A 20,626-nucleotide genomic window follows, 5' to 3' on the forward strand; every position below is an offset into this window, starting at 1 on the left:
TGATGCCCTTAATATTTATCCAAATCGGACGTCGCGCCCGTGCGGTTCATCCAGGTTCTGCCACGGGCCGATGGAGATAATACCCGTCGGGTTGATGGTCTTGTGGCTGCGGAAATAGTGGGTGCGAATATGGTCGAAGTCGACCGTCTCCGCGATACCCGGCATCTGGTAGATGTCGCGCAGGAAACCATACAGGTTCAGGTAGTCGCTGATGCGGTGTTTATCGCACTTGAAGTGGGTGACATAGACCGGATCAAAGCGAACCAGCGTGGTCCACAGGCGAATGTCCGCTTCCGTCAGGCGATCGCCCGTCAGGTAGCGATGCTGGCCCAGGATCTGTTCCAGGCGTTCCAGTGATTCAAACACCTTCCCGACCGCTTCGTCATACGCTTCCTGGCTGGTGGCGAAACCGGCTTTGTAGACACCGTTGTTGACGTTGTCGTAAATCCAGCCGTTCAGCTCGTCAATCTTATCACGCAGTTCAACCGGGTAATAATCTCCGGCACGAGCGCCGTGCGCATCAAATGCGGTATTGAACATGCGGATGATTTCCGCAGACTCATTGCTGACAATCGTCTGGTTTTTCTTGTCCCACAGCACAGGCACGGTCACGCGCCCGGTGTAGTGCGGATCGGCGCGCAGATAGAGCTGGTACAGGAAATCGTGGTGATACAGTTCGTCGCCGGTTGCCGCAGGAAAATCACTGCCGAACGTCCAGCCGTTTTCCAGCATCAGTGGGTTGACCACCGAAACCGGAATTAAGGATTCGAGACCTTTGAGCTTGCGCACAATTAGCGTGCGGTGCGCCCACGGGCAGGCAAGGGAAACATAAAGATGATAACGGTCTTTCTCAGCCGCGAAGCCGCCTTCGCCGCTCGGGCCGGGGGCACCGTCGGCGGTCAGCCAGTTACGGAAGGCCGAAACTGAGCGCTTGAAGCGACCTCCGGTGGATTTGGTGTCATACCAGACATCCTGCCATACGCCGTCTACGAGTTGTCCCATTTTTTCTCCTCCTTCAGATAGCAAAAGCGAGGAGATGTCTCCTCGCTTTGAGTTCATTCAGTATAGCGTGCTTACCATTTCTTATTCAGAACGCGGTCGATGCTGTATGCGCCCGGGCCAGTGACGGCCAGCAGCAGGAAGCCACCCGCGATGGTCAGGTTTTTCATGAACATCAGAGAGTTCACGCCTTCCGCAAAGTTGCTGTGGAAGATGAACGCCGTCAGTACGGTGAAGCCTGCGGTAAACAGCGCGGTGGTGCGGGTCAGGAAGCCGAACAGGACTGCCAGGCCGCCGCCGAACTCAAGAAGAATGGTCAGTGGCAACAGGAATCCCGGAACGCCCATGGCTTCCATATACTGCTGGGTACCCGCATAACCGGTGATTTTTCCCCAACCTGCTACGATGAACAGAATTGGCATCAGAATACGCGCTACCAGTACACCAACATCTTCTAATTTTTTCATTTTACTCTCCAGGAAACCACATCAGCGGCTGAACGTTATTTGTCTGCAATTCCGGGTAGATACCGCGTCGTTGCTGTCGATGGAGAGGATAATAAACGGGGCGGGTGGCAATTGTTAGCAAGGAAAACTGTCAATCTTCTTCAAAGATATTGAGTAAGGAAGGGGGAGGATTTTGCCGGGTAAGCGCAGCGCCACCCGGCGAGAAGGCTAGCGTAATTGCTGCTGCCGCAACGTTGCTTTCACCAGACGCCAGGCGCTCCAGGCACCAAACCCACGGCGCGCCCAGCGGATGAGCATATTTGGATGACGAACCGTCCAGATAGCCATCACGCTGCTGCCGACCAGCGCCCATGAACGCAGGCTCAGGAAGGTGTTCCAGCCTCGGTCAAACCGTCGCGTCGCGTCAATCCAGTCGCGACGGCTGGCCGACAGATCCAGCCGTTGCTGCTGGATCTGGCTTAGCAGGTACGCTTTTCGCTTTTGACGTTCGGCTTTACCACTCACGGCTTGTCATCCTCCAGCAGGGCGCGGTCGTTAGCCAGCTCCTGACGCGTATGGCGCAGGAACGTGGACTTACGCGCTTTACGCAGCGTCCAGATACCGCCAATCAACGCTGCTACCAGCAGAACGACGGTGGTGGCAATCATGGCGTTAAGACGATACTGCGGGTCAATGGCCCAGATGATTAACACCATCAGGCTCATCAGACCAAACGCGGCGAAGAGCATGGTCAGTCCGAGCATCAGCAGCATCTGGAAGAGGTTGGCTTTCTCCTCTTCCAGCTCAACCACTGCCAGCCGGACGCGCGTTTCGGCAATCCCGACCAGCGTTGTTAAAATACGCTGGCCGATGCCGAGGACGTTGTTAGCAGGCCCTTGTGCGTGACGAGGATCTTCCATATCAACGACGCGTCAGAAGGACACCCAGTACCACACCCACTGCGGCACCAATTCCTACACCCGTCCATGGATTATCACGCACGTATTCGTCCGCGCGGGCAGCCGCTTCGCGGGTCTGTTTCGCCAGTGCATCACCGGTTTCACCCAGGCGGTAGCGGCTCTCTTTCAGGGCCTGCTCCGCCTTGCTGCGCAGCTTGCTGACCTCTTCTTTTGACTTGTCAGCAGAGGAGTTCAGCACCTCTTCAAGGGTATCGGCCAGGGATTTCAGTTCAGCGCGCAGATGTTCAGACGTCGTATCTTTTGACATGATTCTCTCTCCTGTTGAGATTTCCGTTAACTCAATAATCGCGAGCTTCCAGCGCTTTCAGGTCGTCCTGCGCTTCTTTCAACTTCTTCTCGCGCTTAGCAATTTTTTCCGCATCCCCTTTCTCTTTCGCTTCCTGCAGGTCGCGACGGCGCTCGGCTATCTCGTCCTTCTGTTCAGCGATTTTCTTCTTGTGGTCGGCACGAAGCTTGCTGTCTGAACAGTTCGCTTTCACTTCGCTCAGCGCTTTTTTAAGACCGTCAACACGGTGCTGATTGTTATGCTTTTCGGCATAACCGATCTCACGCTGAATATCCTGTTCTTTCTCCTGACAAAGAGAGTTTGCGAAGGATGCTGTGCTTAAAGAAAAAAGGGCCAGAGCCAGAGTCATGCGGAATTTCATTATCGAAACCTTCCATTGTGTTGCGGCGTAAGCCGCTATCCAAAGTTATGCGGAGTACAGTCGAGGGGTGCTCCGCGTACTTAAGCATAGTAAGTAAACGGGGGATTCACCAAAGTGAGTGAAAAGATTCGGAATCCTGGAAGTTATCCAAACCGATGCGACGTATCGCGAATCAACGAGAGCCAGGCTGCAGGCTGGCTCTCATCTTCCTGCTGGGCAATGATATACCCGTGCGGCAGCGTACGGTCGAGAACCACTTTTGCGGCGGCACTTTGCGCTCGGGAATCAAACTTGATCAGTAAAACATCGTCCTGTGGGGTGATGCTTTTAAAGCGGATCCCGTTCGCGTCCAGATGGTGCCAGACAGAAAAACCGTCAGGCACGCTGGCACCCTGGTTCACCGGGCGAATGGCAAGCGTGGATTCCTGGTGCGAAAGCGCGCTCCATGCCAGAAGCATAGCGCTGAGCACCCCCAGTGTAATCACGGCACAGGCAAAACGGCGCAGGGCAAGCGGTGAGATAGCCATCGTTAGCCTCTGGCTCCGTATTTCTTTTTCCACAGCACGACCAGAGAGCCGATCAGGCCGAAGACCAGCAGAACCACAGGCAGCAGCATCAGGCAGGACATCAGCTGGTCTTCATATTTCATAAACACCGGCGTTTTACCCAACGCATAGCCGAGCGTTGTCAGAATAAGCACCCATAACAGACCGCTCATCCAGTTAAAGAACTGGAAGCGGGCGCTGCTCAGCCCCGACAGACCGGCAATGGTCGGCAACAGCGTACGTACAAACGCGATAAAGCGGCCAATCAGCAGCGCGGAAAGCCCGTGCTTATGGAAAAGGTGGTGCGCCCGCTGATGATAATGTGCAGGCAGGTGCGAGAGCCAGTTCTGGACGATCCGGGTATTGCCCAGCCATCTACCCTGGATGTAGCTCACCCAGCAGCCGAGGCTGGCCGCGACGGTCAGTAATAAAATAGTTTGCGGAAACGCCATCGCCCCTTTGGCACACAGCACGCCGACGAGCACCAGCAAACTGTCACCAGGCAGGAAGGCAGCAGGCAGCAAACCGTTCTCAAGGAACAGGATCATAAACAAGACGAAATAGAGCATGCCAATCATGGAAGGGTTGGCCAGCGTTTCAAAATCCTGCGCCCAAAGGGCATGCAGTAGTTGGGTCAAAAGTTCCATTCAGTGTTCCTGGAAATCGGTTAACGTCACGCCTGTTATCCGGGGCAAACAGCACGGCGACATTGTTGTGATTTCATTATGGTCGCTCGCGGACACATTGCGGTGTGGCCAACACGTTTCCCTGTTAATTGGCTGGTTAGCAAGCACTAACTTACAAAATAACGAAGTGAATCCAATTGTAACAAAGCCCAACGTTCTGCGTCACAGAATTTGCAGGCGTGAGTTGATTTTGGCGTAAGCCCAGGAAGTGAGCGAGGGGATTTACAAAGGCTGACACTATATATGTTTTGCTTACCCACTGGAGCCAGAAGGCGCAGCGAGGCGCCTGCCAGCGGGAAGGTCATCTATTTTGCGGCACTGGGGGCCGTATCGAGATGAACAACGGGATTATCGGCGAAAAGATAGCGGTCAGCGTTAAATTCGAAGTCGTCGCTGGTTTCATTGAACAGCATCTGCTTGGTGTTTTCCAGATGCTGCCACATCGCCAGCTTAGCGGCATGGGGATCTTTACGAATCAGCGCCTTAAGGATTTGATCGTGATCGTCACACCAGTTGTCGACGGTACGGGAATCGATATGGTCGTGCAGTTTCTTCCAGTACGGGTTATGAACGCGCTGAGTCCACATTTTCTCAACGATTGCCGCCAGCGCCGTATTTTGGGTTGCCAGGGCGACCTGGACGTGAAACTGCAGATCCCACTCTGAATCGCGGAAACATTTTTCCTTACGGGCATTCTCCTGGATTTCCATCAGCTTCATGATGTCCTGCTTGGTCACCTGCGTCGCCGCAAACTCAGCAATATTGCTTTCGATCAGTTGGCGAGCCTGGAGCAGCTCAAACGGACCGTAGCTGGCGAATTCCAGACTTTCGTCCGCGACGGGAGAGTGTTTCGGCAGATTAGAAATCACGTGAATGCCGGAGCCTTTGCGTACCTCAACGTAGCCTTCCACTTCCAGCATGATGATGGCTTCGCGCACCACGGTGCGGCTGACGCTTTTTTCATCCGCAATGAAGCGCTCGGCGGGAAGTTTATCACCGACAAGATAGACTCCTTGCTCGATGCGATCTTTCAGCTCGGCAGCAAGTTGTTGATATAAACGACGTGGTTCGGTGATTTCCATATGCGCTCCAGGCAGGGTACGGCAGATGATTTGTTATACCACTTTTGCGTGCCACTCTCCAGATTTTGCCATTAAAAAAGCCGCCCGGAGGCGGCTTCGGTGAAACGCATTTTCGCTAACTTTGCGTAGCCGGTTTCCCGAGGGACTCTTTCGCCAGCTCTTCTGCCGATTTGCTTTTCAGCACCGTCCAGATCACCACAGCGCCCAGCAGGTCGAAAATAGCCAGCACGGCGAACAGCGGGCTGAAGCCGATGGTATCCGCCAGTGCGCCGACCACCAGCGCAAACATCGTACTCGCGGTCCAGGCGGCCATCCCTGTCAGGCCGTTGGCGGTGGCCACTTCGTTACGGCCAAAGACGTCAGAGGAGAGCGTAATCAGCGCGCCGGACAGGGACTGGTGAGCAAATCCGCCGATGCACAGCAGGGCGATGGCCACATACGGGCTGGTGAACAGGCCGATCATGCCCGGGCCAATCATCAGCAGTGCGCCCATGGTCACTACCATTTTACGGGAAACAATCAGGTTCACCCCAAACCAGCGCTGGAACAGCGGTGGCAGGTATCCGCCCACGATACAGCCCAGGTCAGCGAACAGCATCGGCATCCAGGCGAACATCGCGATTTCTTTCAGGTTAAAGCCGTAGACTTTAAACATGAACAGGGGGATCCACGCGTTGAAGGTACCCCATGCCGGCTCGGCCAGGAAACGCGGCAGGGCGATACCCCAGAACTGACGGGTGCCCAGGATCTGCCAGACGGTCATTTTTTTGCCGTTGTTGGTCTGATGCTGCGCTTCCTGACCACCAATGATGTACTCGCGTTCTTCTTCAGACAATTTTTTCTGATCGCGCGGATGTTTATAGAAAATCAGCCACGCCATGGCCCACGCAAAGCTCAGCACGCCAGAGATGATGAACGCCATCTGCCAGCTGTGCATCACGATAGCCCACACCACCAGCGGTGGTGCAATCATCGCCCCGATGGACGAGCCGACGTTGAAGTAACCGACCGCAATGGAACGCTCTTTTGCCGGGAACCACTCGGAGCTGGCTTTCAGCCCTGCGGGGATCATGGCGGCTTCAGCTGCACCTACCGCGCCGCGCGCCAGCGCCAGGCCGCCCCAGCTTCCCGCCAGCGCGGTGGCTCCGCAGAACACCGCCCAGGCGATGGCGAAGAAGGCATAACCGATTTTGGTACCGAGAATGTCCAGCACATAGCCAGCAACAGGCTGCATGATGGTATAAGCCGCGGAGTAGGCGGCAATGATGTAGGAGTATTGCTGCGTGGAGATATGCAGCTCTTCCATCAACGTTGGCGCTGCTGCTGCCACGGTGTTACGCGTCAGGTAGCCCAGCACGGTGCCTAACGTCACCAGTGCAATCATATACCAACGTAACCCTTTAATTTTACGCATCTAAAACCTCATCGTTATGTTATTTCCGCGCCAGAACGCGGCAACCTCTCGACCGTTTCCGGGAGCAGTTGTGTAACGGGAGGGGCGCAGCCGGGAGCATGTCCCGGAACGGCCCGAACCTTGCCATAAGTAAGCGTGCATAAGTCGGTATCCGTACCGTTAAATCTGGTGTATCTGACACCAGGAATGCATTCCGTCGGCTTATAGTTTGCGACGGCGAAAAGATAACTTGTCATACAACTTTAAAAGGTGAGTGACATCACAAATGTATGATTCTTTGTGGGGACATTAATTGCTGAGCGCAAAGCCAGTAATGATGCGGCTTGTAGAAGGGTTTACTCCATTGAGGGTTATTTATTTGTTGACGTTTATTGATCTCACTCACGAAAAAAACGTCGGCTGGTGGAAATTGGTGTGATAACTTTGCAGCATATGAACATACGCTTTCTGCGCTCCCGTAATGAGGAAGACGATAATGACGCCGTTTATGACCGACGATTTTCTGTTAGATACCGAATTTGCTCGCCGCCTGTACCACGACTACGCAAAAGACCAGCCGATTTTCGACTACCACTGCCATTTACCGCCGCAGCAGGTTGCCGAAAATTATCGCTTCAAAAACCTGTATGACATCTGGCTGAAGGGTGACCACTACAAATGGCGCGCCATGCGCACCAACGGCGTGGCTGAGCGCCTGTGTACCGGCGATGCGACCGACCGCGAGAAGTTTGACGCCTGGGCGGCGACTGTTCCGCACACCATCGGCAACCCGCTTTACCACTGGACGCACCTTGAGCTTCGCCGTCCGTTTGGCATCACCGGCAAACTGCTCTCCCCAACGACCGCCGATGAAATCTGGGAGCGCTGCAACGCCCTGCTGGCGCAGGATAACTTCTCCGCGCGCGGCATCATGAAGCAGATGAACGTGAAGATGGTGGGCACCACCGACGATCCGATTGACTCTCTGGAGCATCATGCGGTTATCGCCAAAGACACCTCTTTTGATATCAAAGTGCTGCCAAGCTGGCGCCCGGACAAAGCCTTCAACATTGAGCAGGCTACCTTCGCCGACTACATGGCGAAGCTGGCGGAAGTGTCCGATACCGACATCCGTCGTTTCACCGACCTGCAAACCGCGCTGACCAAACGTCTGGATCACTTCGCGGCGCACGGCTGTAAAGTCTCTGACCACGCGCTGGACGTGGTGCTGTTTGCAGAATCAAACGAGGCCGAGCTGGACAGCATTCTGGCACGTCGTCTCTCCGGTGAATCGCTTAGCGAGCACGAAGTGGCGCAGTTCAAAACGGCGGTACTGGTGTTCCTCGGTGCGGAATATGCGCGTCGCGGCTGGGTACAGCAGTACCATATCGGTGCGCTGCGCAATAACAACCAGCGCCAGTTTAAGCTGCTGGGTGCGGATGTAGGCTTCGACTCCATCAACGACCGTCCGCTGGCAGAAGAGCTGTCCAAACTTCTGAGCAAACAGAACGAACAAAATCTGCTGCCTAAAACCATCCTGTACTGCCTGAACCCGCGCGATAACGAAGTGCTGGGTACCATGGTCGGCAACTTCCAGGGCGAAGGGATGCCGGGCAAGATGCAGTTCGGCTCCGGCTGGTGGTTCAACGATCAGAAAGACGGTATGGAACGTCAGATGACGCAGCTGGCGCAGCTTGGCCTGCTAAGCCGCTTTGTCGGCATGCTGACCGACAGCCGCAGCTTCCTGTCCTATACCCGTCATGAATATTTCCGCCGCATTCTGTGCCAGATGATTGGCCGCTGGGTGCACGCAGGCGAAGCGCCAGCGGATATCCAGCTGCTGGGCGAAATGGTGAAAAACATCTGCTTTAACAATGCGCGTGACTACTTCGCCATTGAACTGAACTAGGGCCGTTTGAGGTTGATATGCAATACATCAAAATCCATTCGCTGGATAACGTGGCCGTCGCGCTGACGGATCTCGATGAAGGCGACGTGGTGACCGTTGATAACCAGAGCGTCACCCTGCGTCAGGCGATTGCTCGCGGACACAAGTTTGCCGTGAAGCCTCTCGCCAAAGGGGACAACATCATTAAGTACGGTCTTCCGATTGGGCATGCGTTAGCGGATATCGAGCCGGGTGAACATATTCATTCTCACAATACCCGCACCAATCTGAGCGATCTGGACGAGTACAGCTATCAACCTGATTTACCCGCGGAAGAGCGTCAGGCGGCAGATCGTGAAGTACAGATCTACCGTCGCGCTAACGGTGAGGTGGGGATCCGCAACGAGCTGTGGATCCTCCCGACCGTCGGCTGCGTCAACGGCATCGCGCGGCAGATCCAGACGCGTTTTCTGAAAGAGACCAACAGTGCCGAAGGCACTGACGGGGTACATCTGTTCAGCCACACCTACGGTTGCTCCCAACTGGGTGACGACCACATCAATACCCGCACCATGCTGCAAAACATGGTGCGCCACCCGAACGCGGGTGCGGTGCTGGTGATCGGCCTGGGCTGCGAGAACAATCAGGTGGACGCCTTCCGCGAGACGCTGGGTGAATTCGATCCTGCGCGCGTGCATTTTATGGTGTGTCAGCATCAGGACGACGAAGTGGAAGCGGGCGTTGAGCAGCTTCATCAGCTGTATGACGTGATGCGCCACGACAAGCGCGAGCCGGGCAAACTGAGCGAGCTGAAGTTTGGTCTGGAGTGCGGCGGGTCTGACGGCCTGTCAGGCATCACCGCCAACCCGATGCTGGGTCGCTTCTCGGATTACGTCATTGCCAACGGCGGCACCACGGTGCTGACTGAAGTGCCGGAGATGTTCGGTGCGGAACGTATTCTGATGAGCCACTGCCGCGACGAAGAGACGTTTGAGAAGACCGTCACCATGGTGAACGACTTCAAACAGTACTTCATTGCCCACAATCAGCCCATTTACGAGAACCCGTCGCCGGGCAACAAAGCGGGCGGGATCACCACGCTGGAAGAGAAATCCCTCGGCTGCACCCAGAAAGCGGGCGCGAGCCAGGTGGTGGATGTTCTGCGCTACGGCGAACGCCTGAAAACGCACGGTCTGAACCTGCTGAGTGCACCGGGCAACGATGCGGTCGCCACCAGCGCGCTGGCGGGCGCCGGCTGCCATATGGTGCTGTTCAGTACCGGTCGCGGCACGCCTTACGGCGGTTTTGTGCCGACGGTGAAAATCGCCACCAACAGCGAGCTGGCGGCAAAGAAAAAGCACTGGATCGACTTTGATGCGGGCCAGCTGATACACGGCAAAGCGATGCCTGAATTGCTGACAGAGTTTGTGGACACGATTGTGGAATTTGCCAACGGCAAGCAGACCTGCAATGAGAAGAACGACTTCCGCGAGCTGGCGATCTTTAAGAGTGGTGTGACGCTTTAATCGATGCGGCCTGATGCCCTCACCCTCTCCCACAGGGAGAGGGTACAAACACTAAAAACGGCAACCTCAGGGTTGCCGTTTTGCTGTTAACCTCGCAGGGCGTTCTTTGCCAGGCGCGCGTCTTCCGCCTGGCATACGGCGGCGGTGAACATCACGTCGGTAGAGGAGTTAATCGCGGTCTCGCAGGAGTCCTGCAATACGCCGATGATAAAGCCTACCGCAACCACCTGCATGGCGATCTCGTTCGGAATGCCGAACATGTTACACGCCAGCGGGATCAGCAGCAGAGAGCCGCCCGCCACGCCTGATGCACCGCAGGCACAGAGAGACGCTACCACGCTCAGCAACAGCGCAGTAGGCAGATCCACAGGAATACCCAGCGTATGCACGGCCGCCAGGGTTAAAACGGTAATCGTGATCGCCGCCCCCGCCATATTGACCGTCGCCCCCAGCGGGATCGAGACGGAATAGGTGTCCCGGTCCAGATTGAGCTTTTCGCACAGCGACATATTGACCGGAATGTTCGCCGCCGAGCTGCGGGTGAAGAAGGCGGTCACACCGCTTTCGCGCAGGCACATCAGCACCAGCGGATACGGGTTGCGGCGGGTCTGCAGGAACACCAGCAGCGGGTTAATCACCAGTGCCACCACGGCCATACAGCCAATCAGTACCAGCAGCAGCTGCGCATAACCCCAGAGCGCGCCGAAACCGGTGGTTGCCAGCGTTGACGCCACCAGGCCAAAAATACCTATCGGCGCAAAGCGGATGACCACCGTCACGATAAACGTCACGGCGTGTGAAAGGTCGTTGACCAGGTTTTTTGTCGTGTCGTTACTATGACGCAGGGCAAAGCCCAAACCGACTGCCCATACCAGGATCCCGATGTAGTTTGCGTTGATAAGCGCGTGGATCGGGTTGGCAACAATGCTCATCAGCAGGCCATGCATGACTTCAACGATACCCGCCGGCGGCGTAATGTCGGTTGCGCCGGTGGTCAGCTGCAGCGTGGACGGGAAGATAAAGCTCACCACCACAGCCGTCAGGGCCGCAGAGAATGTGCCCAGCAGGTACATCCACAGAATGGGGCGGATATTGGTTTTTTGCCCTTGCTGATGATTCGCGATAGAGGCCATCACCAGGGTCAGAACCAGCACCGGTGCGACCGCTTTCAGTGCGCCGACGAAGAGGGTACCGAGAAGGCCAGTTGCCTCTGCGGCAGGTTTTGAGATCAATGCCAGCGCGACGCCGAGCACCAGGCCAACCAGTATTTGCTTAACGAGGCTGCCGCGCGAGAGGCGCGCAAGCATACCCGACGAAGATGTAGTCATAGGTGTTCCTTAAGTGAAATTGCGTTCCATCCCGGATGTGCTCTAAGTCACATTTATGTCCGGATGTAAGTAAATGTTTGCCTGGTCGAGTATAGGGAATGCAAGAAAGGAGGGAAGCGTAAAATGCTGGATTTTACGTGTTGCATCATATTTTTTAACTACTGCGTTACAAAAGTGTGTTCACCCTCTCCCTGTGGGAGAGGGCCGGGGTGAGCGAATTACTCCACCTGCTGCTTCTTATCGTGCTGGCGGTTAACCCAGGTATTGATAATCAGCGTCACGATCAGAATGCCAAACACCACGCCGAGCGAAATGGCGATCGGGATATGGTAGAAATCGACGATCAGCATCTTGATACCGATAAACACCAGGATCACCGACAGGCCGTACTTCAGCATCGAGAAGCGCTCCGCCGCGCCTGCCAGCAGGAAATACATGGCGCGCAGACCGAGGATCGCGAACAGGTTTGAGGTCAGGACGATGAACGGGTCGGTGGTTACCGCGAAAATGGCCGGGATGCTGTCCACCGCGAAAATCACGTCGCTCAGCTCAACCAGAATCAGCACCAGCAGAAGCGGGGTGGCGAACAGCAGACCGTTCTTGCGCACGAAGAAGTGCTCGCTCTCGATCTTGTCAGTCATGCGCAGATGTCCACGGATCCACTTCACCAGCGGACGATCGCCAATCGCAGAGCCGTCCTCTTTCGCCAGCGCCATTTTGACCCCGGTGAACAGCAGGAACGCGCCGAAGACGTACAGCAGCCACTCGAACTGGGTAATCAGCCAGCTGCCGGCGAAGATCATAATGGTACGCAGGATAATCGCGCCCAGTACGCCGTAGACCAGCACGCGGCGCTGCAGGGCAGCAGGCACGGCGAAGTAGCTGAACAGCATCAGCCAGACGAAGACGTTATCAACCGCCAGGGCTTTTTCAATCAAATAGCCGGTGAGGAAGGCCAGCGCCTGAGGATCGGCCACCGCGCGGCCTTCGGTCGAGGCCAGATACCACCAGAAGGCAGCACAGAACAGCAGGGAAAGGGTAACCCACACCAGAGACCAGGCCGCGGCCTGCTTCATGGTCATGCCGTGCGCGCCGCGACGTCCCTGCAAAAAGAGGTCGATCGCCAGCATGATGAGCACGACAACCGCGAATCCGCCCCACAACATTGGAGTGCCGACAGAATGCATACTATTTTCCTTACACATAAAAAACAAAAACGGCCATGGTCAGAAGACGATAGCCGTTAGCTTTTTATGCATAGACCTCGCCTTCCGGCAAGGTCTCACTTACAACCACGAAGGTTGCCCGGCGACCGGATGCGGTATTGCACGCATCGTAATGACGATCCACCGACGAAGAAGTTACTCCCCTTTGCAGGTAACAAAATATGTCAGACCATTGGTTTCGTCAATGGTCTGCGCCGTTTCATTACACAGCTTTACGCGATAGCTTCCGCGCTCACGCCGTCTGCCGGGAACACCACGCCGGTCTGACGGCGGATCTCCGTTTGCAGCTTCGCCGTGGTGCGGCTGACCGCGAGACCCGGGTGATTCACTTCGTTGTCTTCCACCAGACGGGCGAAGACCTCTGCCTCATAGAGCATAGTGTTTATATGCTGAGGCTGCGTCAGCTCCTGCGCTTTACCGCCGCGCGGCACAAAGCTCACCTTCTGGCACTCGGAGATCTTCTCGATCACCAGCGAGCCCGCTTCGCCCTGAATTTCGCTCGGCAGCACGGAATCGCTCACCTTGGAGTGCTGCAGCGTGACGCTGAAATCGCCGTAGTCCAGCACCACTAAACCGTGCGCATCCACGCCGCTCTCCAGCAGGCTGGCGGTGGCCGTTACGCCATGCGGCTCGCCCCACAGGGCCACGGCAGAGGCCAGGCAGTAGAAGCCGATATCCATGATCGAACCGTTAGAGAAGGCCGGGTTAAAGGTATTTGGGTTCTCGCCGTCGAGATAGCGCTGGTAGCGCGACGAGTACTGGCAGTAGTTAATAAAGGCTTTGCGTATCTTGCCGATTTTCGGCAGGGACTGCTGCAGCAGCAGGAAATTCGGCAGGCTGGCGGTTTTGAACGCTTCGAAAAGAACCACCTGGTTTTCGCGGGCAAGCGCAATGGCCGCCTCCACTTCCTCAATATTTGATGCCAGCGGCTTCTCGCAAATCACATGCTTTTTATGGCTGAGGAACAGCTTCGTTTGCGGGAAGTGCAGGGAGTTCGGGCTGGCGATATAGACCGCGTCAATGGCGTCGCTTTGCGCCATCTCATCAAGCGAGGTGAAGAGATGCTCAACGAGATAATCGTTGGCAAAACTCTGCGCCTGCTCAAGGCTGCGGGAATAGACTGCGGTAAGTTTCAGTTTGCCGGTTTCGTGGGCGGCGTCGACGAACTGGCGCGTGATCCAGTTCGTTCCAATGACTGCGAAACGTATCATAAACGTTTACGTACTCCGTAGCGGGGAACCTTTAGCCACTGTAGCACGTCATCATGACAATTCGCGTGCGCTATTCCGCATTACCATTTAACGATAAATGCGTAAGCCACAGGCGGGTATCAAACTCCAGCTGGTGGTACTGCGGCTCCATGTGGCAGCACAGGGAGTAGAACGCTTTGTCGTGCTCTTTCTCCTTCAGGTGCGCCAGCTCGTGGACGACGATCATCCGCAGAAACGCCTCCGGCGCGTTACGGAAAACCGTCGCGACGCGGATCTCCGCCTTGGCCTTCAGCTTGCCGCCCTGAACGCGTGAGACGGCGGTGTGCAGGCCGAGCGCGTTTTTCAGCACGTGGATCTTGTTGTCGTACATCACCTTGTTGATCGGCGGGGCGCTCTTCAGATACCGGCTTTTCAGATCCTGCGTATACTGCCAGAGGGCCTTATCGGTCGCGAAATCGTGCGTGCCGGGATAGCGTTTTTCCAGCACCGCGCCGAGCTTCTGCTCGGCAATCAGGCTGCGAACCTGAGTCAGTAAATGCTCCGGATAGCCCTGGAGATAAGTAAGTTGGTTCATCAAAAGCCCAAATTAATGCGAAAACGGGTATACTCACGCACCCTTTTCAGGGATACGCCAAATTTTACCATTCAGGAGGGCCGATGAGCCACTTAGACAACGGTTTCCGTTCACTCAACCTTAAACGTTTCCCGGAAACGGACGACGTTAACCCGCTTCAGGCGTGGGAAGCGGCGGATGAATATCTGCTGCAACAGTTGGATGAGACTGAAATCCGCGGCCCGGTTTTGATCCTGAATGACGCCTTCGGCGCGCTGGGCTGCGCCCTGGCAGAGCACACGCCTTACAGCATTGGCGATTCCTACCTTAGCGAACTGGCGACGCGTGAAAACCTGCGCCATAACGACATCGACGAGTCCAGCGTGAAGTTCCTCGACAGCACCGCGGACTACCCGCAGGCGCCGGGCGTGGTGCTGATCAAAGTGCCAAAAACCATGGCGCTGCTGGAGCAGCAGCTGCGCGCGCTGCGTAAGGTCGTGACGCCAGAAACCCGCATCATCGCGGGTGCCAAAGCGCGCGATATTCACACCTCGACGCTGGAGCTGTTCGAGAAGGTCCTCGGCCCAACCACCACCACGCTGGCGTGGAAAAAAGCGCGCCTGATTAACTGCACCTTCAGCGCGCCGGAGCTGGCCGACGCGCCAGAGACCCTGAGCTGGACGCTGGAAGGGACCGACTGGACCATCCACAACCACGCGAACGTCTTCTCCCGCACCGGTCTGGATATCGGCGCGCGCTTCTTTATGGAACATCTGCCGGAAAATCTGGAAGGTGAGATTGTCGATCTGGGCTGCGGCAACGGCGTGATTGGCCTGACGCTGCTGGCGAAGAACCCGGACGCCAGCGTGGTGTTCAGCGACGAATCGCCGATGGCGGTGGCCTCCAGCCGTCTGAACGTGGAAACCAACATGCCGGACGCGCTGGACCGCTGCGAGTTTATGATCAACAACGCGCTGTCCGGCGTAGAGCCGTTCCGCTTTAACGCCGTGTTCTGCAACCCGCCGTTCCACCAGAAGCACGCCCTGACGGATAACGTCGCGTGGGAGATGTTCCACCACGCGCGCCGCTGCCTGAAGATTAACGGCGAGCTGTACATCGTGGCCAACCGCCACCTGGACTACTTCCACAAGCTGAAGAAGATTTTCGGTAACTGCGTTACCGTTGCGACGAACAACAAGTTTGTGGTGCTGAAGTCGGTGAAGCTGGGACGTCGTCGTTAAGATTGTTTTGCCCGGTAAGCGCAGCGCCACCGGGCAATGCCCTAGATCGCCAGAGCTAATTTCGTCCCCTGCGCAATCGCCCGCCGCGCATCCAGCTCCATCGCCACGTCGCACCCGCCAATCAGATGCACTGTTTTACCGGCCTCGCGCAGCGGGTCGGCCAGATCCCGCTTCGGTTCCTGCCCGGCACATAAAATCACATGATCCACGCGCAGCAGCTGCGGCTCGCCGCCGATCGTGACGTGCAGACCCTCTTCGTCGATCTTCTCGTAGCTTACCGCCGGGATCATCTTCACCCCACGCGAGAGTAGGGTAGCGCGGTGGATCCAGCCGGTGGTTTTGCCAAGCCCTTCGCCCGGCTTGCTGGCCTTACGCTGCAGCATCACGATCTGGCGCGGGCTTTTCGGCAGCTGCGGCCCTTCCGGGCGCAGGCCACCGGACTGGCTGAGGCTGGTATCAATGCCCCATTCGACGCAAAACTCGGCAATGTTCTGGCTGGTCGCCTCGCCCGGCTGGCTCAAATACATGGCGGTATCAAAGCCGATCCCGCCGCAGCCGATAATCGCCACCTTCTCGCCAACCGGTACTTTGTCACGCAGCACGTCGAGATAGCTCAGCACTTTTGGATGATCGATACCCTCGATCGAAGGCGTGCGCGGTACGATCCCGCTCGCCAGGATCACCTCATCGAAATCAGTCAGATCCGCCGCGCTGACAAACTGGTTAAGCCGCAGCTCGACGCCCGTCAGCTCGATCATCCGTCGGTAGTAGCGCAGCGTTTCGTAGAACTCCTCTTTGCCGGGGATCTGTTTGGCGATATTAAACTGCCCGCCAATCTCCCCCAGCGCATCAAACAGCGTCACGCTGTGCCCGCGCGAGGCGGCATTGACCGCAAACGCCAGGCCCGCAGGCCCTGCGCCGACAACCGCCAGGCGTTTTTTCGCTGTCGCCGGGATCACCGGCATTTTGGTTTCGTGGCAGGCGCGCGGGTTGACGAGGCAGGAGGTCACTTTCCCGACGAAGATCTGATCCAGGCATGCCTGATTACAGCCGATGCAGGTGTTGATCTCATCCGCACGGCCGCTTTGCGCTTTGGACAGCAGCTCGGCATCGGCCAGGAACGGGCGCGCCATCGAGACCATGTCGGCATCGCCGCGTGAAATCACATCGTCCGCCACCTGCGGATCGTTAATGCGGTTGGTGGTGACCAGCGGAACAGACACTTTCCCTTTCAGCCTGCGCGTTACCCAGCTGAACGCCGCGCGCGGCACCGGCGTGGCGATGGTCGGAATGCGCGCCTCGTGCCAGCCAATCCCTGTGTTGATAATCGTCGCACCTGCGGCTTCAATCGCCTGCGCCAGCTGCACGGTTTCGTCAAACGTGCCGCCGCCCTCCACCAGGTCGAGCATCGACAGGCGGAAGATGATAATAAAATCCGCGCCCGCACGTTCGCGCACGGCGCGCACGACTTCTACAGCAAAGCGCATCCGGCGGGCATAGTCGCCGCCCCATTCGTCGTCGCGCTGGTTGGTGCGGGCCGCGAGGAACTCGTTAATCAGATAGCCTTCTGAGCCCATTACCTCCACGCCGTCGTAGCCCGCCTCACGCGCCAGCGCCGCGCAGCGGGCAAAGTCGTCGATCAGCGCCAGGATCTCGTCGTGGGTGAGGGCGTGAGGTTTAAAGCGGTTGATCGGCGCCTGAATGGCCGACGGTGCGACCAGGTTAGGCTGGTAGCTGTAGCGTCCGGTGTGCAGGATTTGCAGGGCGATTTTACCGCCCTCGCTGTGCACCGCGTCGGTCACAATGCGGTGGTGCGGCAGCTGCGACGCATCGTTCAGCACCGCGCCGCCCTCCATGCCGACGCCGGAAGGGGTAGGGGCTACACCGCCGGTGACAATCAGCGCCACCCCGTGGCGGGCGCGTTCGGCATAGAAGGCCGCCAGACGCTCGGCCCCGTCCGGATGCTCCTCCAGCCCGGTGTGCATCGAGCCCATCAACACGCGGTTTTTAAGGGTGGTAAACCCCAGATCGAGGGGGGCGAATAACGACGGGTAGCGGCTCATAGTCTCTTCCAGTGTAAAATTATTGTTATGTGGTCGGATGAGTTACTAATTTAGCCAGCGGCAGCGGAAAGGTAAAAGCGGGATCGAATGATTGTGATAGATCTCAAAGAACTTCCCCGGTGGCGCTGCGCTTACCGGGGCTACAAAACCCCAGGACAGATAAGCGTAGCGCCATCCGGCGTTATTTACGGCGCCGCTGCCCGCACCAGCCCCGGAGCCTGCCACATCGACGTCGTCAGCCCGCTATCCACCAGCCCGAGCTGGTCGGCGTACACCGCCTGCCATTTCTGCATCATGCCGTCGTACAGCTCCCGGTGTTGCGGGTTCGGCGTGAACTCGCGGCTCCACTTCACCAGCCGCTCGCCCGTCGAGGCCATATCGGCAAACAGCCCCGCGCCAGCACCTGCCGCAATCGCGCAGCCGAGCGCCGTCGCCTCTTTCACTTCCGGCACGCGCACCGGCAGGCCGGTGACGTCGCTTAAGATCTGGCTCCACAGAGCGCCTTTGGAACCGCCGCCCGCAAACACCAGGCTTTCAAACGTTACGCCGGAGAAGCGTGAAATCTGCGCCAGGTTGCAGGCCGAGACGATCGCCGCATTCTCCTCCAGGGCACGGAACAGCGTCGCTTTGTTGCATTTTTCCGGGTCGATGGAGAGGTTAATAAACGACGGCGCGGCGTGGTACCACTGCTTAAAATGCATCGCGTCGGAGAAGATCGGCATCACCCCGTGGGAACCCGCCGGCACGCGGCTCGCCATCTCTTCCAGCAGGGAGTAGGTGTCCATCCCCATCCGCTCGGCAATCAGCTTTTCCTCCGCGCAGAAGGCGTCGCGGAACCAGCGCATGGTCAGCCCGGTAAAGAAGCTGATCGACTCCGCCTGCGCCATGCCGGGAATGACGTGCGGGTTCACGCGGATGTTCATCTCAGGATCGGTGCGCACCTGCGGCAGGTTGACCACCTGCTGCCAGAAGGTACCGCCCAGCACCGCCGTTTGTCCGGCGCGAACCACGCCCAGCCCCAGGCACCCCAGCTGCACGTCGCCGCCGCCCATCACTACCGGCGTGCCTTCGCGCAGGCCGCTCTGCTGCGCGGCTTCATGGGTGATGGCACCCAGCACGGTGCCGGTCTCTTTCACCGGGGAGAGGATATCGGCGCGCAGCCCGGCCATGTCGAGAAGCGCCGGACGCCAGTCGCGGGAAAACAGATCCAGCATGCCGGTGGTGCCCGCGTTAGACGGGTCGACCGCCAGCTCGCCGGAGAGCTTCGCCGCCAGCCAGTCGCTGATCATGGTGATGGTCGCGGCGTTGCGGTAAATATCCGGACGATGGTGCGCCAGCCACAGCAGGCGCGGCATGGCGCTCAGCGCCAGCGTCTGGCCAGAAACCTCATACACTTCGGATTCAAAACGGTCATCGTGGATCTCTTTGAGTTCGGCCACTTCGCGGCTGGCGCGGGCGTCGACGTTAGCGCAGGCCCAGATGGCCTCGCCGTTGCGGTCATACAGCACGATCCCTTCGCGCATTGAACAGCAGGCGACGGACTGAATATCTGTCGCGCTCAGGTGCCCACGCTCCAGCGCCTGATGAATGCACCTGCAGGTCAGCTGCCAGTTGGTCTCAAGGTCGAACTCCATCGACCCCGGCACGTTCTCAACGCTCAGGTGCTTCCACTCGGCCTGACCGAAGGCAATCTGGTTGCCCTGTAAATCGAAAATAACGGCGCGAACGCTGCCTGTCCCTGCATCTAACGCTAAAAGGTAACTCATGAGCTTGCCTCGCTGTTAGCGCAGGGCGGGCTCTCATTTGGCCAGAGCCAGCACCGCGCGGGCTGTCGTCTCCTCCGTCACCAGGCCATTGATACGGCGACCCTTCAGTGCGGCATAAATCGCATCGGCTTTCTCTTCCCCTCCGGCTACGCCAACGATGGTGGGCAGCTGCGCCAGCTCATCAAGCGAGACGCCGAGTAATTCTTTATGGATCTCCAGCTCCTCAACGCATTCACCTTCGGCATTGAGGAAATAGCCGAGAATGTCGCCGACCGCGCCTTTGCGGGCATACATCAGCTGTTCACCTTCGCTGATATAGCCGGATCGCAGTATCGTAGCGTCGCGGCGCTGGTTGACCGAACCAATGCCAACCACCGCGACATCGGCGGCGGTGGCGGCGAGGATCACGTCCCGCACGCTGGTTTCACGTTTTAAGATCCCGGCCACTTCGGCGGAAGACACGCGAAGCGGGGCGGGGATCATGCTGACGCTGCAGGCGGCGTCCAGCTGTCCAATACCGGTCATATATGGCCCGACGCCGCCGGAGAGCGTCACGAGGCGGATCTGCTGCGAGCTGATAAAGCCGCTCAGGTGCTGCAGGCTGCTCATGGTGGTTTCACCGAACCCCACCGCCAGCAGCTGGCCGGGTTCCAGCACGCCCATCAGCGACTGCGCCGCGCCAATGCCTAACCGCACGTTCATCGGCGGCGTATTCAGGGCGGGCATCACGCGCACCAGCTTCAGGCCAAAGCGCTGCTGTAGCTCGGTTTCCAGCGCCAGGCATCCCTCGTAGCGGGAGTTAATCTGCACGCGGATCACCCCGGACTGACGGCCTTTTTCCAGCAGGCGAGAAATCTTCAAACGCGGCAGCCCGAGCCGCTCGCCGATATCGTTCTGGGTCAGCCCGTCGTGGTAGTAGCACCAGGCCACGCGCGCCACCAGCTCCTCTTCCGCCAGCGCCAGCCCGGCAAACCGTCCTTCTTCCGCAGTGCGTTTATCGCTCATAGTTGAACTCTTATAAAAATTTAGATCATATGTTCGTGATG

Annotated in this window: 20 protein-coding genes; 3 read left to right on the forward strand and 17 right to left on the reverse strand. The window is 57.6% G+C overall.

The annotated features are described in order from the left end of the window. Positions 1 to 15 precede the first annotated feature (15 nt). From LRM19_RS17035 to LRM19_RS17080, 10 genes are all read right to left on the reverse strand, one after another. Positions 16 to 1,002: a glutathione S-transferase family protein gene (locus tag LRM19_RS17035; RefSeq protein WP_133295179.1), complete on the reverse strand. Its 987-nt coding sequence runs from the start codon at positions 1,000 to 1,002 to the stop codon at positions 16 to 18. Between the two features lie 71 nt (positions 1,003 to 1,073). Beyond that, positions 1,074 to 1,466: a DoxX family protein gene (locus LRM19_RS17040; RefSeq protein ID WP_023309292.1), complete on the reverse strand. Its 393-nt coding sequence runs from the start codon at positions 1,464 to 1,466 to the stop codon at positions 1,074 to 1,076. 207 nt (positions 1,467 to 1,673) lie between these two features. After that, the gene (locus tag LRM19_RS17045; protein ID WP_111964937.1) at positions 1,674 to 1,970 is read right to left on the reverse strand and encodes a YqjK-like family protein; all 297 of its coding nucleotides are present in this window, start codon (positions 1,968 to 1,970) and stop codon (positions 1,674 to 1,676) included. Next, positions 1,967 to 2,365, reverse strand: coding sequence for a phage holin family protein (locus LRM19_RS17050; protein ID WP_014885329.1), 399 nt, complete (start codon positions 2,363 to 2,365; stop codon positions 1,967 to 1,969). Before LRM19_RS17050 ends, LRM19_RS17045 begins: the two co-directional genes overlap by 4 nt. A gap of 1 nt (position 2,366) precedes the next feature. After that, entirely contained in the window at positions 2,367 to 2,672 is a 306-nt protein-coding gene (locus tag LRM19_RS17055) for a DUF883 family protein (protein WP_008503141.1), read from the reverse strand. Positions 2,673 to 2,703: 31 nt separating this feature from the next. Continuing rightward, the gene (locus tag LRM19_RS17060) at positions 2,704 to 3,072 is read right to left on the reverse strand and encodes a DUF1090 domain-containing protein (protein ID WP_023309291.1); all 369 of its coding nucleotides are present in this window, start codon (positions 3,070 to 3,072) and stop codon (positions 2,704 to 2,706) included. 143 nt (positions 3,073 to 3,215) lie between these two features. Next, positions 3,216 to 3,599, reverse strand: a complete 384-nt coding sequence (mzrA, locus tag LRM19_RS17065; RefSeq protein ID WP_127732377.1) for an EnvZ/OmpR regulon moderator MzrA — start codon at positions 3,597 to 3,599, stop codon at positions 3,216 to 3,218. A gap of 2 nt (positions 3,600 to 3,601) precedes the next feature. Then, positions 3,602 to 4,264, reverse strand: a complete 663-nt coding sequence (gene yqjA, locus LRM19_RS17070; protein WP_008503144.1) for a DedA family general envelope maintenance protein YqjA — start codon at positions 4,262 to 4,264, stop codon at positions 3,602 to 3,604. Between the two features lie 344 nt (positions 4,265 to 4,608). Beyond that, positions 4,609 to 5,385: a transcriptional regulator ExuR gene (gene exuR, locus LRM19_RS17075; RefSeq protein WP_023615584.1), complete on the reverse strand. Its 777-nt coding sequence runs from the start codon at positions 5,383 to 5,385 to the stop codon at positions 4,609 to 4,611. 115 nt (positions 5,386 to 5,500) lie between these two features. After that, complete coding sequence (locus tag LRM19_RS17080; protein ID WP_024906406.1) at positions 5,501 to 6,799, reverse strand: MFS transporter; 1,299 nt, start codon at positions 6,797 to 6,799, stop codon at positions 5,501 to 5,503. 475 nt (positions 6,800 to 7,274) lie between these two features. On the opposite strand from LRM19_RS17080, the gene uxaC reads away from it, so the two are divergent. Beyond that, positions 7,275 to 8,687: a glucuronate isomerase gene (uxaC, locus tag LRM19_RS17085; protein ID WP_115876322.1), complete on the forward strand. Its 1,413-nt coding sequence runs from the start codon at positions 7,275 to 7,277 to the stop codon at positions 8,685 to 8,687. A gap of 17 nt (positions 8,688 to 8,704) precedes the next feature. Beyond that, positions 8,705 to 10,192, forward strand: a complete 1,488-nt coding sequence (locus tag LRM19_RS17090; protein WP_271369493.1) for a UxaA family hydrolase — start codon at positions 8,705 to 8,707, stop codon at positions 10,190 to 10,192. A gap of 86 nt (positions 10,193 to 10,278) precedes the next feature. Here LRM19_RS17090 and sstT read toward each other — a convergent pair whose 3' ends face one another. From sstT to LRM19_RS17110, 4 genes are all read right to left on the reverse strand, one after another. Next, on the reverse strand, positions 10,279 to 11,520 hold the full coding sequence (sstT, locus tag LRM19_RS17095; protein WP_271369494.1) for a serine/threonine transporter SstT: 1,242 nt from the start codon (positions 11,518 to 11,520) through the stop codon (positions 10,279 to 10,281). A gap of 218 nt (positions 11,521 to 11,738) precedes the next feature. Continuing rightward, a complete protein-coding gene (locus tag LRM19_RS17100; protein WP_023309283.1) occupies positions 11,739 to 12,707 on the reverse strand; it encodes a TerC family protein in 969 nt (322 codons plus the stop codon). A gap of 251 nt (positions 12,708 to 12,958) precedes the next feature. After that, complete coding sequence (locus tag LRM19_RS17105) at positions 12,959 to 13,957, reverse strand: Gfo/Idh/MocA family protein (RefSeq protein WP_271369495.1); 999 nt, start codon at positions 13,955 to 13,957, stop codon at positions 12,959 to 12,961. A gap of 70 nt (positions 13,958 to 14,027) precedes the next feature. Further along, on the reverse strand, positions 14,028 to 14,531 hold the full coding sequence (locus tag LRM19_RS17110) for a YgjP-like metallopeptidase domain-containing protein (protein WP_023309281.1): 504 nt from the start codon (positions 14,529 to 14,531) through the stop codon (positions 14,028 to 14,030). An 83-nt stretch (positions 14,532 to 14,614) separates the two neighbouring features. Here LRM19_RS17110 and rlmG point away from each other — a divergent pair, with 83 nt between their 5' ends. After that, the gene (gene rlmG, locus LRM19_RS17115; RefSeq protein ID WP_271369496.1) at positions 14,615 to 15,751 is read left to right on the forward strand and encodes a 23S rRNA (guanine(1835)-N(2))-methyltransferase RlmG; all 1,137 of its coding nucleotides are present in this window, start codon (positions 14,615 to 14,617) and stop codon (positions 15,749 to 15,751) included. Positions 15,752 to 15,792: 41 nt separating this feature from the next. Here the strand turns inward: rlmG and LRM19_RS17120 are convergent, their stop codons facing one another. The 3 genes from LRM19_RS17120 to lsrR all read right to left on the reverse strand — a co-directional run bounded on the left by LRM19_RS17120 (position 15,793) and on the right by lsrR (position 20,585). Continuing rightward, entirely contained in the window at positions 15,793 to 17,814 is a 2,022-nt protein-coding gene (locus LRM19_RS17120) for an NADPH-dependent 2,4-dienoyl-CoA reductase (RefSeq protein ID WP_271369497.1), read from the reverse strand. Between the two features lie 185 nt (positions 17,815 to 17,999). Further along, positions 18,000 to 19,580, reverse strand: a complete 1,581-nt coding sequence (gene lsrK, locus LRM19_RS17125) for an autoinducer-2 kinase (RefSeq protein ID WP_271369498.1) — start codon at positions 19,578 to 19,580, stop codon at positions 18,000 to 18,002. Positions 19,581 to 19,613: 33 nt separating this feature from the next. Next, complete coding sequence (gene lsrR / locus LRM19_RS17130; RefSeq protein ID WP_003862617.1) at positions 19,614 to 20,585, reverse strand: transcriptional regulator LsrR; 972 nt, start codon at positions 20,583 to 20,585, stop codon at positions 19,614 to 19,616. Positions 20,586 to 20,626: the final 41 nt, after the last annotated feature.

It is taken from the genome of Enterobacter sp. PI-10 (assembly GCF_027947695.1).
In the GTDB taxonomy this organism is placed as follows: domain Bacteria; phylum Pseudomonadota; class Gammaproteobacteria; order Enterobacterales; family Enterobacteriaceae; genus Enterobacter; species Enterobacter vonholyi.